The organism is Leptolyngbya sp. AN02str, assembly GCF_050565595.1.
In the GTDB taxonomy this organism is placed as follows: Bacteria; Cyanobacteriota; Cyanobacteriia; order Elainellales; family Elainellaceae; genus Kaiparowitsia.
Map to the genome: position 1 here is coordinate 46,879 of NZ_JBNXVR010000022.1, position 15,766 is coordinate 62,644.

The following is a 15,766-nucleotide window of genomic DNA, read 5'->3' on the forward strand; positions in this document are numbered from 1 at the left end:
GGCTCTGCGTGACTCATCCGGAACAGACCTCTGTTGCTTCGACCGTATTCCCCTTCGCTTCGCAGGGTGCTACACCGTCGGAGGAGCCCTCGGTAGAGCTACATTCAGCAGGATTGTCCGAAGCAGAGTTGTCCAAGTCCGATCGGTCTCAGTCCGATCGGTCTCAGAAAGATGTGAGTCCTTCTGAGGCAGAGGTTGCGGCTCTATCAACTGAGCTGGCGCTCCTGCGATCGCAGGAGCGCGATCGTACATCTCGCATTCACGACCTAGAGCAGGCGCTCGATCAGGCGCTTGCGTATTTGGAAGAAATGCGGGTCAAGGTGGAGGAGCAGGGCCTGTTGGAGTCGCAGTTGGCCGCGACTGAAAAGTTTGCTTGTGTGCAACAGCAGGCGATCGCCCGATTGCGGTTGCGGATCAAGCAGCAGCAGCAAATTATTGATACGCATTTGGATGATGTGCGATCGCGCAGTCGGGCCATCATGAACCAGCCCTTTCACGCCGATGGCAAATTAGAGACGCCGACTCCGCAAGAAACACCCGAAACGCTGAATTTGGAAGCGCAGATTGGCACACTTCAAACTGCGTTAGCCAATAACCAACAGCGAATTGCCGAACTAGAACAAGAGGCAAACCGAGCGCAAGAGCTAGCAAGCCGCCTGCAGGGGCTGCTTGAAACGGCGCAACAGCAAGTGCAAAACCTGTCGGTGGCGCTGAGCCAGCACGAAGCCCGTGTGGCAGAATTAGAAGCTCAACTCGCCACCAGCGATGCTGAGCCGTTGGCCGTTAAGCCAGCTCTCAACACCAGTCGGGGGCGATCGCTGGCAAAACATAACCAGGCGATCGCAACATTGGGACGAGACTTAGCCAAAGCCCAAATCAAAGTCGAAGAACTAGAAATTGAGCTAGCGCGACAGTTGCGGTTGCAAGCCATGTGGCAGCACAGCTATCGAGAGCTACAAGCTGAATGCGATCGCTACTCACAGCGCATTGCGGAACTTGAGCAGCATACAAACGACATGCAGGAACAAATTTTCCAGCAGGCGCAGCAGGCTACTGAGTACGAAGCCGCCATCCAGCATTGGAAAGACCAATATCTGACCAGCCAGCGTCAAATTGCCCATTTACGCGAGCTTCTAGAAGAGACTCAGCTGCAAATTTTGGCAAACGAGCGCGTCAACCCAGCACTAAGTGCTATTTTTTCGGAGCTGCTAGCTGTCGTTGAATTTGCCAGCGTAGCTGACGTAGAAGAATTGCATCCGCTGTTTGCCAGTGCGGCTCCTCGCCTGACCATCCACGACATTCCAGAGTTTTTACTTCGTCGTCGCAACTATCGGCCTCAAGCTTAAATTCCATTCATTTCCTATTCATTAACCTCCTGCACGAATGGTGTTTTGAAGAGTTGGCTAGCAACAGCGCAGCAATGCATACAGCAGAGGCGATCGCCCAGAGCGATCGCCCATCTCTCCCTGCTTGCTCAATCCCACGGGATCGCGAGCAAAGGTGCATTGTGCATTCAAAACTCTTTTTCCCAAAGCCCATATTGGGGACATGTCTTTAAAAATATCCCCCAATTGAGTAAGTTGAGCGAAATAAGTGATTCGTAGAGCTCGAAATCTCCTAAAATTACAAGCCAAAACGCTACAACCTCAATGCACCATTGTTGAGACTTTACGGCTACACCTATGCGCTTACATTTCAACCTGTGTGTTCTAAATTCTTGGATGTGGGTGGCGATTGCGGGCACAATCTTTGTGGGCACAACTAGTGCAGCGATCGCCGTCGAACCCACCCGCAATTCAGATCCTGCCTACACCATCAAAGCCGCAATGCTGCTGAGCCAAGCACTGGGTAACCCCACCGTGCAGCTAGAAGACAGCGGCGAAGCAGTAACCGAACTGCAAACTCGCCTAACAGATCTGGGATACTACTCTGGGCCAATTACGGGCTACTTTGGCTCGTTAACCGAATCGGCCGTGATTCTTTTTCAACAATCCATTGGTTTGTCGGCAGATGGTATTGCAGGTGAAGCCACCTGGGCTGCACTTCGCCAGTCGGGGGGTGCAGAGGGCGATCGCGCCTATCTGCAACTAGGGGATGTAGGGGATCAGGTCGCCAGCGTACAAGCCAGTCTCAAAAACTTGGGCTATTATTCCGGGGTGGTCGATGGTGTTTTTGGGGAACAAACTGCCGCCGCTGTCATCAATTTTCAAACGGCTCAGGGCATATCTCCCGATGGGTTAGTAGGGCCAAACACCCTCAGCGCGCTCAACCGTCCGGCCCCGCCAGTTGCGCCTAGCAGCGCTTCAGGCTTTCCAGCACCGAATTCCGCTCCTGGGGTGGTGTCGCCCGTCGTCACTCAGCCCAGCACAACGCCAAGCTACCCGGGTGGACTGCCTCAGTATCCCACTGGTGCAGTTCCAGCCGTAGGCTTTGGAGGTCAATACAGCGTTGCCGAACTTCAGCAACGGTTGAGCAATCAGGGCTTTTATCGTGGGCCGATTGATGGGGTCATGAGTCCTGCGACTGAACAAGCAATTCGCGATGCCCAGCGAGCCTACGGTCTCTAGCATTCCAGAGCTGGCGAGAAGGTGAATGGGGAACCGCAGGCGAGCAGAAAATGAGAACGCAGCTGCTTTAGAAAGTACGCCTGCGTTCTCATCTTTGTTCTGGGCAAACACGTGAAAGGTATCGGCCAAATATGGCCGAAGCATAACGCCCAGCTATTAAGCCATGGGATTACATGGGCATGAGCGATCGCTGGCAGGTTGGGCACACCGCATGAATGATGAGTTGGCAATCTAGAAGATGGTAGCCTTCTTTTTGAGCCGTTTTCATGCCGGTTTTGAGGATGCCGTCATTTTTGAATTCCACCGTTTTGTTGCAGCGCACGCAAATGAGATGGTGGTGATGATAGGGCGCAGGCTGGTTGATTTCGTAATGTTTGTGGCCTTCTGCCAGTTCCAATTCTCGCAAAATACCCATCCGCGCCATCAACTTTAACGTGCGGTAAATCGTAGATAGGCTAATGGGTTGGCCTTCTTCATCTAGCAGGTTGTAGAGATCTTCTGCACTTAGGTGAGTCCCTTTGGGGAGGTTCTGAAAAATTTGCAGGATAGTTTCCCGCTGGGGCGTTAGTCTCCATCCCTTTTCGTTGAGTTCAGCCTTGAGGGAGGTAGTGGTATAAATCGTCATATTTCCTTCTCAATAGCCCAGCTTTATTGAGAATGATAGCCAACTTGAACGCGATTTGCAAGAAAAGCTGCTTATTGAGAATAATAGCTAATAGTTTGATCCCTGATGATCGTCTATTTCCCACGGGTTGCAGTTTATCGCCATGTTAAGAGACGTTGCGTGCGATCGCCACTTGACGAGAACTTGCATCTGCCGGCTAAAGGTTGGGTAATCGCACCATAAACTGGGTGAGGTTGTTGCCACTTTCAACCTGAATATTGCCTCCCAAGTTGGCCACCAATTTTTTGACCAGAGCCAGTCCAAGTCCTGTTCCTTCGTATTTCCAGGGATCGTTGGACGGAATTCGATAGAACTTTTCAAAAATGCGATCGCGCTCGGAGGGAGGAATTTCAACGCCAGAGTTAACAACCGTTAAACAAAAGGTGAGGGGAGTTTGGGATAGGGTAGCTGCGGTTAAGGAAATGGTTTCGCCTGGTGGACTGTACTTGCAAGCGTTATTGATCAGCTCCGATAAGATGCGCTCAAGATAGGCTAAATCGGTATAGATCGCTGGCAGCGTCGTTGGAATGTCGACCCTGAGAGTGTGCGATCGCGTCTGAATGAGTTCCCGAAACACCTCCAAAACATGGGGAATCCACAGTGCCAAGTTAATTTCTGTTGGCATGAGCGGTTCGACATCGGCATCCAGACGGGACAAATCCAGCAAGTTGTTGATCAGCTGCGTTTCGCGCTGGCATTCTTCATGCAGAACTTGAAGATACTGACTGATGCGCTGTACTGTTTCCGCGTCTAGCCATCTTCCAGGTTGGGTAGTTTGCTCTGGCGCTTGATTTGAATATCTTGGGGAGACCAGCACATGTTCCAGCATTTGCGTCGCCATTTTGATGCTGGCCATTGGGGTTCGCAGCTCATGAGAAACGGTGCTGAGAAAGTCATCTTTGAGGCGGTTGAGGCGCTCTAGCTCTTGTACTTGAGCTTGGGCCGCCTGATAAAGATGGGCCTGTCGTAGGGCGATCGCGCATTGATTTGCCACTTGCTCCACTAACCGGATTTCTGCTGGACTGAAGGCGGCTTCGCAGCGACGCATCAGCCAAATGTCGCCCAACACCTGCTGATCTCCCATAATTGGACAGGCCAAAACGGAAAACATGCGGCTGATCGTGCGCACAGGTTCGGAGTACAGGCTGCAAAACTGGAAGGTGATATTTTGCTCATATTGCCGCATGCGATGGGCGATCGCCTGGAACGGAATGACTCGGTCTTGGGCTGATTGCAATTCTGGGTCTAGTAGCCGCTCATAGCGAATGGTTGAAACCTGTTGATGATGGTCATACAGCGACACCTCACAGCCAGCGATTTCTAACCGTTGCGAGAGTTCGCTGACGACTGCCTGCAGAATGTCGGCTTCGTTGAGGCTATCGCGAACGTTTTCGGCAATACGCTTGAGCAGGGCCTCAAATTCCAGTGCTTGCTGCAACTGCTCGGTGCGAACTTGCACCTGATATTCCAACGCGGTATTAAGCTGAGTGCTGCTGGCAAACTGTTCAGATTGTTGGATGGCGATCGCCAATTGATCCGCAATGCGGCATGCCAGTTCCACTTCCCAACTCTTCCACTGGTGCGGATAGGACACAGCACACAGCGACAAACTGCCCCAAACCTCGGGCGATCGCCCCGAAGGGCCATGCCGACCCGGTAAGGGCACATGCAGCCATGCTCCATCGTAGGTATCCGCCAAAGAACGATTGACCTCATCGGCTTCGGCAGAATAGTGATGAACCTGCACCACCTCCAGCTGTCGCAGGCGCACAGCAATGCTGTTATTCTCATCGGGAATCACCAGGCCAAAGGCGTTTGGCAAGTCTGAAGATCTGCGATAGCTGGCCACATTCATCCAAATCGCTTCTCGCGGCATGTAGCGAACAATTTCCACGCGAGATAGCTTGAGTTGACGACCAATCTCCTCTACGGCCACGGCAAACAGGGCATCGAGATCTAACCGACTGCGAAGCACCTGATTAATGCGGTTTAATAACTGCTCGCGCTGAGCCTGCTGTTCAATGTGTTGGTATAGGCTGGCTTGGTGAATCCCAATTGCAATTTGCGTGCTGAGCTGTTGCAGCAGCAACCAGTTTACCTCTTCCCAATGGCGAGGCCGTGTGCATTCGTGAGCCACCAATAGGCCCCATAACTCTTGCCGCACCAAAATGGGAATGGCTAATATGGCACGCACATCAAGGCTGGTGAGCAACTCGATATAGCAAGCTTCCAAGTCAGCGTTGAGAACATCATTGACCCGATGAATTTGCCCCTGCTCATAGGGCTGCAGCCTGGGTCCCTGAAAGCATGGATCACAAATGGTGCGATCGCGAATTGAGGGAATGCCTGCGCTCACGGCCTCGGCCACTACTTGACCGCTCCCATCTGGCTGAAATTGAAAAATTAACACCCGCTCAACGGCCAAAAATTGCTGTACCATCCTGACGGTGGCATTCAAAATATCAGCCAAGTTGAGGGATTGGCGAATTGTTTGAGCAATGTTGGCAATAAACTGTTCCCGCTCGCGGGCCTGTTGCTCCCACTCAACCGCTTCTTGCACAATCAGGTAGTCGGTTTCGGCTTTGCGCTGCTCAGTTAGGTCCCGCAAGATCAAGACATGGCAATGGGATACCCAATGGGCGATCGCCACAAATTCCACATCTCGCACGCCTCCATCCAATCGGCGGATTTGGGTTTCTCCTGTGAACCGTTGCGCTGGAGGAGTCAAGTTCCAGCAGGTTCGTAGGGCGCTATCTTCTGGCAAAAAATGATTCACCTCGTGTTGTTGCAGTGCAGATAGCGGTAGGTTAAAAAGCTGACAGGTGGCTTGATTGACCGCTAGGAACTGGCCACTGCCTCCACACAGGGCGATCGCATCCATCGACGCCATCAACAACAGCTCAAACTGCGATCGCGCAAACTCAACATCACCATCCATATTTGCAAACACACTCAATAGCGGCGGCACTGGCTGAGGAACTGCCGCAGGGCTGTCAGATTGCGAATCATCATCTGCTGGGTGAATAGGCGCCATCGCCAAACCTCTTATTGCATCTTGTGAAGATGACGCAAGCGACCATGCATTCACGCTTGCAAAGCAGTAGGCAAGGGGCCGTGGTGATTCAGTTCGAGCCTAGCAGCTATCGCCAAGCCCTACATCAGTTCACGCTGATCCTGATAGTGACACTAAGCACATACGCGATATCGCGTATTCTGCGTAAGCTATGTACGAATTTTTACACAAATTTTTGAATTAAGGAGACGACGTTTCCTGATCTGGTATGGGCAAAGCCAACGGCAACGGTTCTGCATCAATTGGAGCCTGGGAGGGAAACGAAGTCGATGCTGGAATGCTGACGGGCTCTGTTGAGTTGGGGATAGATACTGGCACTGGCTCTGCCGCATTCATAGAAGAAGCAGCCTGGTCTGCAAGCTGTTGTTGATAAACTTCGGCGCGCCATCCCTCAATTCGATCGCGCGATTCTTGATAGAGCGATCGCCCCCAGCCAATATTCCCCGCCTCGTTGATTGCTTCGCGGTATCGCCCTTCGTTGGCTAACTCCACCGCTCGATCCAGATAGGGACGATCTTCCAAAGTTTCAATTTGCGTGCGCCAAGTGGCGATCGCTTGCTGGGCCTGCTCATACCGAGGAGTTCCGTACAAAATTTGCTGGGCTTCTTCTACCGCTGCCTTCAAGCCATCCAAGTTGCCAGAACCTGCCAACTGGTTGGCTTGCTGCAAGCGGTTACTATCTGCTTGATCTTGCTCACGCTCCCAGCGGGCAATCATGTCTTCTACGCTTCCGGGCGAAGCTTTGGCCACGGGTTTGCGGTCGGGTTTGCGCTCCTCTTTGGCCGTTTGAAGCTGTCGCATTAAATCTTGATATCGAGTAGTGGCCCAGTAGCGGTTTTCCAGGGCCAGCAGTTCTCGTCCTGCCGACAACGTGGCGTACCATTCCCGCTCGTCAATATGGTCTAGGCCGCGTTGATAAATGGATTCAGCGGTTTTCCAGGTGGTTTCCCATTGTTCAATAGTGGCCTCAACCCGTTGAGCGATAGTTGAGCGGGCAGGAATTTCCCGAGCTGTGTTAATGGCGGTTTCTAGGTCGCCCTGTTGATAGGCGGCTTCGGCAATGCGAAAAATGGCTTCGGCCCAGGCTTGAATGAGGCGATCGCCATTGGGTCGTAGCGGGTCATCAACTGGAATTTTGTCCACCAGAGCGATCGCTTGCCGATAGTCGGCTGCCGTTGCCTTTTTGGCTAGTAGCTCAGCGCAATAAATTTGTGTCGCAGCAGCAGCTTGGCCCACAGAACTTTGCCAACATGTGGGGGCATCGGGCAATTGGGTCAACGTTCGCACGGCCCAGGTTCCTAACCCGATAGGCACAATCATCACAACCGCTAGCCCAAGCCAGCCATAGCGCTGCAACCAGCTGGGGGAGCTTGCCCGTTCTGAAGTGGAGGGGGAGCTTGCCCGTTCTGAAGTGGAATTGCTATCTGCATGGGGTGGCTGAGGGCTGAGGGGAAAGTTAGCCATAAACGTGCAACACCAATAGACAACAATACCAATAGCTGCAAACAACCGTTCCGTTCGGCTTGCATAACATGGCGATCGCCAACTGAGCCAACTAGGCTCAATCATCTGACCGCATCTTATCTCAATACACCCATCTCACTCACGCTGCACACTCTTTATTTATAACTAGCTTAAGCGAACAGATCCGATGTGAACGGTTCGTGAACGAAAGCAAATGAGGGCGAAAGCAAATTGGTGAGTGTAACCGAGGAAATCTCGCTATTTCTCTCAATGTCGCCACACAGCTGCTACACATCTCTTGCCACACAGCTCACCATCCAGGGAAATGAGATTCTTCGAGCCAGCCTATCTAGGATGGATTTTTCCTGAAATGACTCGGAAGACAAAGCTGCGATCGTCCTCAGCAACCTTTACGATCAACCACTCTTCCACTCGATTACCCTTCCAACTGATAAGAACTGCACCTATTTCTATCCATCGCGCAAACTCAGACCTGAGAGTTCGCTAGGATAACTTAGGTTCGCAACACTACACCAAATTCGTTGTGCCGTGAGTGTGCGCAATGTGGCTGTGCTGTTGCGTCCAGATTCGTCCGTTTTCTAGCCCCAAGTGGGATTGATGACCTTCCATGAGCGATGCGCCCGTCAACTCTGATATTGCCTTACCGTTTGATTCGCTACCCGTCATTCCAACGGCTCCGGCTGGCTTTCGGTCGGGCTTTGTAGGCATTATAGGCCGTCCCAATGTGGGCAAGTCCACCCTCATGAATCATCTGGTGGGGCAAAAAATCGCCATCACATCGCCGATTGCCCAAACCACCCGTAATCGACTGCGCGGCATTCTCACCACGCCAGAAGCGCAGTTCATCTTTGTCGATACCCCCGGTATTCACAAGCCACACCACGAACTGGGCAAAGTGTTGGTGCAAAATGCTCGCATCGCGATTGATTCGGTCGATGTGCTGGTGTTTGTGGTAGATGGTACCGCCGAGGCGGGGGGAGGCGATCGCTTTGTGGCTCAGCTCCTCGAAAAAACCGAAACTCCAGTCTTGCTCGGTATCAATAAAGCCGATGTACAGCCAGATGATCGGCCTGATATTGATGAAAGCTACCGGGCGATCGCTGCAGATCATGACTGGCCTGTCGTTAAATTTTCTGCCGTTGAAGGTACCGGGTTAGACGAGCTGCAAACTCGCCTAATGGAATACTTGGAAGAAGGGCCATACTACTACCCGCCCGATCTGGTGACCGATCAGCCAGAGCGCTTCATTATGGCGGAACTCATTCGCGAACAAATTTTGCGGCTCACGCGAGAAGAAGTGCCTCACTCTGTGGCGATCGCCATTGACCGCGTAGACGAGCGGCCCGACATTACCCATGTCATGGCCACCGTACATGTAGAGCGATCGTCGCAAAAAGGCATTCTCATTGGCAGAGGCGGCTCCATGCTTAAAGACATTGGCACCGCTGCCCGCGAGCAAATTCAAAAACTGCTGATGGGAAAGGTGTATTTAGAGCTGTTCGTCAAGGTACAGCCCAAATGGAGACACTCACGCTTGCATCTGGCCGACCTTGGCTATCGCGTTGAAAAGTAGGCCAGCAGTCAATAAGGCTTGCTCATTCAAAGCGGTACTGGTGCAACGTCTGCACATGAGAACATTGTTTGTAGAAGCCTTACCTGGCGAGACTTCTACAAAGACCTGAGTTTTGGATAAGATGGCCCATTTTTGCGTGCGTGTCGCGCCTGCAAAAATGGGCTTTTCTGAGGGTTGCGCGTCGCACAATCCTCAGAAAAGCCCTTAACCGCAACTGACGTTACAAAAAATAGATGAGTTAACCGTGTGGTGCAATACTCTAATGCTTGCGCCAGGGGCCATCGTAGTCTGGGCAGTCGTTGTCGGCAGTCCAGCCATGGGGATGCATGGCACACACCAACATCTCTCCGTTGTAGGAGTGGCCGTGATAGTTTTGGCAGCCCACACAGGCTGGATGCTCATTCACAATGGGATCAACCGTATGGGAAACCGGTTCCATCGCCTGCATGATGGAAGCTTCGACAGTACTGATGAGCTGAATGACCGGATCAACGAAGCCCTCAACCTCCTGTTCGAAATCGTCTAAGCTGGGGGCGATCGCCTGCTCAAACCGCTCAAACGCCTCTTCTGTAAATTCTGCAACTGCATCAGCCGCATCATTCACACCTTTGGCTACATCCTCAAAAAACTGCTCAACATCTCGTGCAAACGTCTCAAACATTCGCTCCCATTCTCCCTGCCAATCATCCATGGCCATTGTCCTAAACGTGGTGTAGCCCCAAGCGGGAAAGACGCAAAATTTATTGGTCGCGCTGCAATCGTCGGAGTTCTTCTTGCAGCTTTTCGACTTGTTGGCGCAACTCATCCGCTGGGGATGTGGCCTGCGGGGTTGGGGCTTGAGTTGACGATTGGGTTGGGGGCGACGGCTCATCATCCGACAAAATTTCAATCCGGCGAGGTTCGGCAGGTGTGCTATTGCTTGCAGAAGCCGTGGGTTCTTCTTGCGCACGACGCACCATTTCTTCCACCATGCGCTTGGCCTCGTCCGCTGTGATTTCGCCACGAGCTACCAGCTCATCCGCCAGTTTTTGCGCCTGCACGCGCAGCTCCGACAACGTACCGCCAGCCTTTTCACCTGCATAAGAGGCCAGCCCCACCCCCAAATAAAAAGCCTTTTGCACCAAGTCGCCAAAACCAGCCATAGCTTATCTCCTAGATAGCGCCACACGCATACAGCCGATCACATTTCAAAAGCAAAAAATATGACCCAGCATCTATTATGAAGCGAATCCACGCTGGCGATGGACAGGAAAACCGAACCCTAGCTGCAGAGCCAAGACGCAACCTGTTCGACAAAAATTGCCCCAGAAAGCAAAAAGACCCGGAGACCACGCCTGCTCCGAGCATCCCGTATTGCTGCTACCTTCCGGTCCTGACAAAGTTTGGGCGTCGAAGCCGCGTGGGTCCAGGTCTCTTTCAGCATAGCACGTTCGCAAGCTTTCAACGCTTGAATGCATCATTTCCAATCACAAGCTTGCCGTGGGTTGAATAGCGGGTATTCTAACCCCCATAACCAGTACCGTTGAATGCTGGCCACGGCTGCAGAACATTTAACCCCTTCCAAACACCCTCTTAGACTGGGTATCTGGCAGAGCTAGGAGCTTTTCAGTTAGCTCCATTCATACGGCGATCGCTCCCCCACCGATTCTTTGGAGAGCAATTTCTTCTAATAGGACTTGCGCATTTCATCCGAAAAACCAGGAGGTTGAATGATGTTTGGAGCGCTTAGCGCCCCAAACATCATTCAACTGCGTAAGTCCTGTCAAATCTAAAGTTGAAAACAAAGTTATTCGGTGTAGCCCGTGACAAATTCCACACATCTCGTCATCGATCCGCTAGAATTATTAAGGCTTCTTTACAGATAGAAGACCCCTTAAGGGTTCTCAGTTCAGGCTTGTCAAAATCAGCAGGTTTCGCCACATTTACACCTTGCGGAGCCTGAAATGGTGGTTAGTCTACATAACCCTTAAATCTAAACCCGTTCGAATTTCCTATCCAGGTTAAATCTTTTACCATGACCACACCCATTCGCAACGTTGCCATCATTGCTCACGTTGACCATGGCAAAACCACCCTTGTGGACGCATTGCTCAAACAGTCCGGCACGTTTCGCGAAGGGGAAGAGGTTCCAGATTGCGTCATGGACTCCAACACCCTGGAGCGCGAGCGCGGTATCACCATTCTCTCCAAAAACACAGCCGTTCGCTTCAAAGACACGCTAATCAACATTGTGGACACGCCCGGGCACGCCGACTTTGGCGGCGAGGTGGAGCGCGTTCTGGGTATGGTGGATGGCTGCATCCTGATTGTAGATGCCAACGAAGGTCCCATGCCCCAAACCCGTTTTGTGTTGAAGAAGGCACTGGAGAAGGGTTTGCGCCCCATCGTAGTCGTCAACAAGATTGACCGCCCTCAGGCGGATCCATTTGGGGCGATCGACAAAGTGCTGGATCTGTTCATCGAACTTGGTGCAGACGACGATCAGTGCGAGTTTCCCTACCTCTTTGCTTCTGGTTTGGCGGGCTACGCCAAGACAGATTTGGAAGAAGAAGGCTTGGACATGAAGCCTTTGTTTGAGGCGATTTTGGAGCATGTGCCGGCCCCGGTGGGTGATCCAACCAAGCCGCTTCAGCTTCAGGTCACCACCTTGGACTATTCCGAATATTTGGGCCGAATTGTGATTGGTCGCATCCATAACGGCACTATTCACGCTGGGCAGCAAGCCGCTCTGGTCAAGGAAACGGGCGATATTGTGAAAGCTAAAATCAGCAAGCTGATGGGCTTTGAAGGGCTGAAGCGCGTGGAGTTAGAATCGGCCTCGGCTGGCAACTTGGTGGCGGTAGCTGGTTTTAGCGATGCCAATATTGGCGAGACCATTACGGACCCGAACGAGCCTCAAGCACTCCCTCTCATTAAGGTAGATGAGCCCACGTTGCAGATGACCTTCTGGGTGAATGATTCGCCCTTTGCAGGTCAAGAAGGCAAGTTGGTCACGTCGCGTCAGGTGCGCGATCGCCTCTTCCGCGAATTGGAAACTAACGTGGCTCTACGAGTTGAAGAGACCGACTCTCCCGACAAGTTTGCAGTATCTGGTCGGGGTGAACTGCACCTGGGCATTTTGATTGAAACCATGCGTCGAGAAGGCTATGAGTTTCAGGTATCGCAGCCTCAGGTGATTTACCGCGAAGTGAACGGTCAGCCCTGTGAACCGTTTGAATTGTTGGTGCTGGATATTCCAGAAGATGGCGTGGGTGGCTGTATTGAGCGCCTGGGTCAGCGTCGTGGCGAAATGCAGGATATGCGCGTCGGCGGCAATGGTCGCACTCAGTTAGAGTTTGTGATTCCGGCTCGGGGTCTGATTGGCTTCCGGGGTGAGTTTATGCGGCTTACTCGTGGCGACGGCATTATGAACCACAGCTTCCTGGATTACCGTCCCATCTCTGGTGAAATTGAAACCCGCCGTAATGGTGTTCTGATTGCGTTTGAGGAAGGTGTTGCCACCTTCTATGCGATGAAGAATGCTGAAGATCGCGGTTCCTTCTTCATCACACCCGGTACTCGCGTGTACAAAGGCATGATTGTGGGCGAACACAACCGCCCGCAGGATCTAGACCTGAACGTGTGCAAGACCAAACAGCTGACCAACCACCGTGCCGCTAGCGGTGAGGAACTGGTTCAGTTGCAGGCTCCAGTCGATATGAGCTTGGAGCGGGCGCTGGAGTATATTGGTCCCGATGAGTTGCTGGAAGTTACTCCTGAGTCGATTCGCCTGCGCAAAATGTCGAAGAAACTTGCCAAGCGCTAACTCACTGACAATACCCGTCAGGATTGATTCTTGAGTTGACCCTGGGGAGCCACACGGCTCCCTTTTTTGTCTGAATCGTTGCATGGTTCCACCGCGTGACGATTCCGGCGGGAGGTCTCCTCCGAGCTGTAATTGGGTTCGGCAGTTTCTTCTGTTTGGGGCTAAATTGCAGGTTGGCGCAAAAACTCACCCTGAGCGTTGACGTAGACAAACTCGCGATCGATTTGCGCCCAGGCCCATCCATCGGAGAATGAACCCGCATTGGGAAACTGAGGGTCGATCGCCCATGCCCCGGTTGAATCGATGTAGCCATAGGCCGAGCCGAGCTTAACCGCTGCCAACCCTTGAGAAAAATTCGCCGCATAGTCGAACTGGGCTGGAATGACGACATTGCCCTCACGGTCGATATAGCCCCATTTGTTGTCGATGAGGACGGCTGCTAACCCCTCCGAAAAGTCCGACGCGAAACTGTAGGTGGGGGCGATCGCCATCTCTCCATTTGGGCTTAAAAAGCCCCATTGGTTCCCCTCCCGAAAACGTGCCCGTCCTTCAGCAAAGGCAAACGCGCCATCCAACGTCGCTGGAATGATAATTTCACCTGTGGAATCGATGTATCCCCACTGGCCATTGAGTCGAACGGCGGCACGCTGTTCGGAAAAACTACTTGCATCGTCAAATCGCGGCTCAATCTTCCATTGGCCGGATCGCTCGATGTAGCCAAACTGGCCATCCGGAAGCTTGACCGCCGCCATTCCATCGTGAAAGGCGCGGGCCGACACAAACTGAGGCTCAATCACCAAAGCCCCATCTGTGGCAATGAACCCGTAGCGATTACCCGGACGAATCGCCGCCAACCCTTCACTGAAGGGTGTAGCGCTGGAATACTGGGGCGGAATCACAATTTCGCCGCTGCGATCCAAAAAACCATACACCCCGTTGACCTGACACAACGCCAAATCTTCGGCGAAAGCTGATACACCATCCAAACCGGGGTCTACATCTAATGTGGTCGCTCCGGTTGCATCAATGAAAAAGCTGCGATCGCCCACTCTGACTGCAGCCCACCCTTCAGAAAAATCGGCTGCGCGATCGAAGCGAAGCAGGGTGGCATCCGACAAGAGCGACGAAGTAGAGGCAGAAGACATAGACGTACGAGAGCGAATCTGATGAGTGGCTTGCCTGGACAAAAGCAGGCTTCGTTTCCCAGGCTGTTGCAAAAAAGCACCCTCAGCTTGACACGATAGCAGCGCGGGCACAACCGCAACTGTAAGCCCAATCTCAAGCCCAATCTGCCGAGTTCTTGCGGACAGTCTGTGTTGAACCAGACGCGATCGCAACTGCCAACTTTCCCAGCTTCCCATGGCGACCTACCGGCGTCAGCATAGAGGAACCCTCATATTTTGACGCAAGTTTGAGCCACAAACTGTAGCTGTGGGTTCTACCGACCAGCCTTGAGAGCCGAATGCAAGGCGATCGCCCTCGTTTGCTTCGGATTTCTTAAAACAACCTCATGAAATACGCACTTGCATTATGAAGGTTGTGTGAAGTATGCTTTGCCCAAGTTAAGTTTTCAACAAGATTTTCTGCAAACTTAAGGTAAAACCACAAGAAAAAGCTGAGTTTCTGTCATTTTTACTACATTTTTGAATTTAAGCTCCACTTAGCGCCTTCGTTGAGTGAATCCAGTTCAGGAAGGATAATCGTATACAGAAAGCTTGTATGCAAAGCCCGAGACTATAACAGCGACTAGAGCATGGGTTTTTAGTTCTCCGCTGCTGTCCACTTCATAGAGTTCAGTTGAACTAAAAAAACGAAAACTTTGACAAACCATTGTCTTCACATTCGGAAAAGCTCTATCTCAAGGTGGAGTAACCTGATGAATCTACTGAGATAGCTTAAACAAATGTTAAGACGTTCTCATCAATGCTCTTAGTGATCGGTACCTAGTGTGTTCAGTAGACCCTACTTAAGAGAAGCTATGGCGGATTTTTTTGAACATCAGGTTGATGAACCTAATTGGCAAACACAACCGTTTGCCCCAGAGCAGTCACCTCGGCCTTTGTTTAGTCCCCTTTCTCCTGAGGCTTCTCCCGACGTTGATATTCGGCCTGCAACTTCTGAAACGACGGTTCGCCTCGATTTTGATAGTTTGCAGCCCTTTGAGCGGGTAGAACGGCATTTCCAAAAGTTCGGCATTACGTTCAAAAATGCGATCGCCCTTCAGCCTTCCAATCCAGCGTTTCAGCCCATGCCCGGCAAAATGGTGCTGATGGGATCTCCCAAGAGTGGTTGGTTAGAGGCAGTCTTTGATCGGCCTGTGAGCTGGGTATCAAGCTCGATTACGGGATCGCGGCGCACAGTGATGGCCGCCTTCGATGCCAATAATCGCCCCATTGCCCAAGCGCAAACCGCAGGCCCAAACCTGGCAGGATCTAGCTCAAAACTATTGCCCAATTTGGAATTAAGCCTATTGGGCGAAGGAATTCAGCGGATTACGCTGCAAACCTTTGATGGGCAGCTCACGGTGAGCGAATTTAGCTTCAGCTCACTCTAGCTTGGTTGAGCTCTAGCGTGCTTTTGTCGGTGGCGGGATCTTAGA

At 52.1% G+C, this 15,766-nt stretch carries 11 protein-coding genes and 1 other RNA gene; 5 read left to right on the forward strand and 7 right to left on the reverse strand.

What is annotated here, in order from left to right:
- Positions 1-8 precede the first annotated feature (8 nt).
- Both ACQ4M4_RS16915 and ACQ4M4_RS16920 read left to right on the forward strand, forming a co-directional pair.
- Positions 9-1,346 (forward strand): hypothetical protein, encoded by a 1,338-nt coding sequence (locus tag ACQ4M4_RS16915; RefSeq protein ID WP_430685616.1) that lies wholly within the window; start codon positions 9-11, stop codon positions 1,344-1,346.
- Positions 1,347-1,682: 336 nt separating this feature from the next.
- Positions 1,683-2,567: a peptidoglycan-binding protein gene (locus ACQ4M4_RS16920; protein ID WP_430685617.1), complete on the forward strand. Its 885-nt coding sequence runs from the start codon at positions 1,683-1,685 to the stop codon at positions 2,565-2,567.
- Positions 2,568-2,736: 169 nt separating this feature from the next.
- Here ACQ4M4_RS16920 and ACQ4M4_RS16925 read toward each other — a convergent pair whose 3' ends face one another.
- The 3 genes from ACQ4M4_RS16925 to ACQ4M4_RS16935 all read right to left on the reverse strand — a co-directional run bounded on the left by ACQ4M4_RS16925 (position 2,737) and on the right by ACQ4M4_RS16935 (position 7,768).
- Positions 2,737-3,192: a Fur family transcriptional regulator gene (locus tag ACQ4M4_RS16925; RefSeq protein ID WP_430685618.1), complete on the reverse strand. Its 456-nt coding sequence runs from the start codon at positions 3,190-3,192 to the stop codon at positions 2,737-2,739.
- A 196-nt stretch (positions 3,193-3,388) separates the two neighbouring features.
- The gene (locus ACQ4M4_RS16930) at positions 3,389-6,265 is read right to left on the reverse strand and encodes a sensor histidine kinase (protein WP_430685619.1); all 2,877 of its coding nucleotides are present in this window, start codon (positions 6,263-6,265) and stop codon (positions 3,389-3,391) included.
- A 219-nt stretch (positions 6,266-6,484) separates the two neighbouring features.
- Positions 6,485-7,768, reverse strand: coding sequence for a hypothetical protein (locus ACQ4M4_RS16935; protein WP_430685620.1), 1,284 nt, complete (start codon positions 7,766-7,768; stop codon positions 6,485-6,487).
- Between the two features lie 628 nt (positions 7,769-8,396).
- Between ACQ4M4_RS16935 and era the strand changes: the two genes are divergently transcribed.
- Positions 8,397-9,362 carry a GTPase Era gene (gene era, locus ACQ4M4_RS16940; protein ID WP_430685621.1) on the forward strand — a complete coding sequence of 322 codons (966 nt, stop codon included), beginning with the start codon at positions 8,397-8,399 and terminating at the stop codon, positions 9,360-9,362.
- Between the two features lie 259 nt (positions 9,363-9,621).
- Here era and ACQ4M4_RS16945 read toward each other — a convergent pair whose 3' ends face one another.
- The 3 genes from ACQ4M4_RS16945 to ffs form a co-directional block, all read right to left on the reverse strand.
- Positions 9,622-10,053, reverse strand: a complete 432-nt coding sequence (locus ACQ4M4_RS16945; RefSeq protein WP_430685622.1) for a hypothetical protein — start codon at positions 10,051-10,053, stop codon at positions 9,622-9,624.
- Positions 10,054-10,102: 49 nt separating this feature from the next.
- Positions 10,103-10,504 (reverse strand): phasin family protein, encoded by a 402-nt coding sequence (locus ACQ4M4_RS16950; protein WP_430685623.1) that lies wholly within the window; start codon positions 10,502-10,504, stop codon positions 10,103-10,105.
- A gap of 173 nt (positions 10,505-10,677) precedes the next feature.
- Positions 10,678-10,774: signal recognition particle sRNA small type (gene ffs, locus ACQ4M4_RS16955), an RNA gene on the reverse strand.
- Positions 10,775-11,376: 602 nt separating this feature from the next.
- Between ffs and typA the strand changes: the two genes are divergently transcribed.
- Positions 11,377-13,167 (forward strand): translational GTPase TypA, encoded by a 1,791-nt coding sequence (gene typA, locus ACQ4M4_RS16960; RefSeq protein ID WP_430685624.1) that lies wholly within the window; start codon positions 11,377-11,379, stop codon positions 13,165-13,167.
- 161 nt (positions 13,168-13,328) lie between these two features.
- Here the strand turns inward: typA and ACQ4M4_RS16965 are convergent, their stop codons facing one another.
- On the reverse strand, positions 13,329-14,312 hold the full coding sequence (locus tag ACQ4M4_RS16965; RefSeq protein WP_430685625.1) for a WG repeat-containing protein: 984 nt from the start codon (positions 14,310-14,312) through the stop codon (positions 13,329-13,331).
- 833 nt (positions 14,313-15,145) lie between these two features.
- Between ACQ4M4_RS16965 and ACQ4M4_RS16970 the strand changes: the two genes are divergently transcribed.
- Positions 15,146-15,721, forward strand: a complete 576-nt coding sequence (locus tag ACQ4M4_RS16970) for a hypothetical protein (RefSeq protein ID WP_430685626.1) — start codon at positions 15,146-15,148, stop codon at positions 15,719-15,721.
- Positions 15,722-15,766 lie beyond the last annotated feature (45 nt).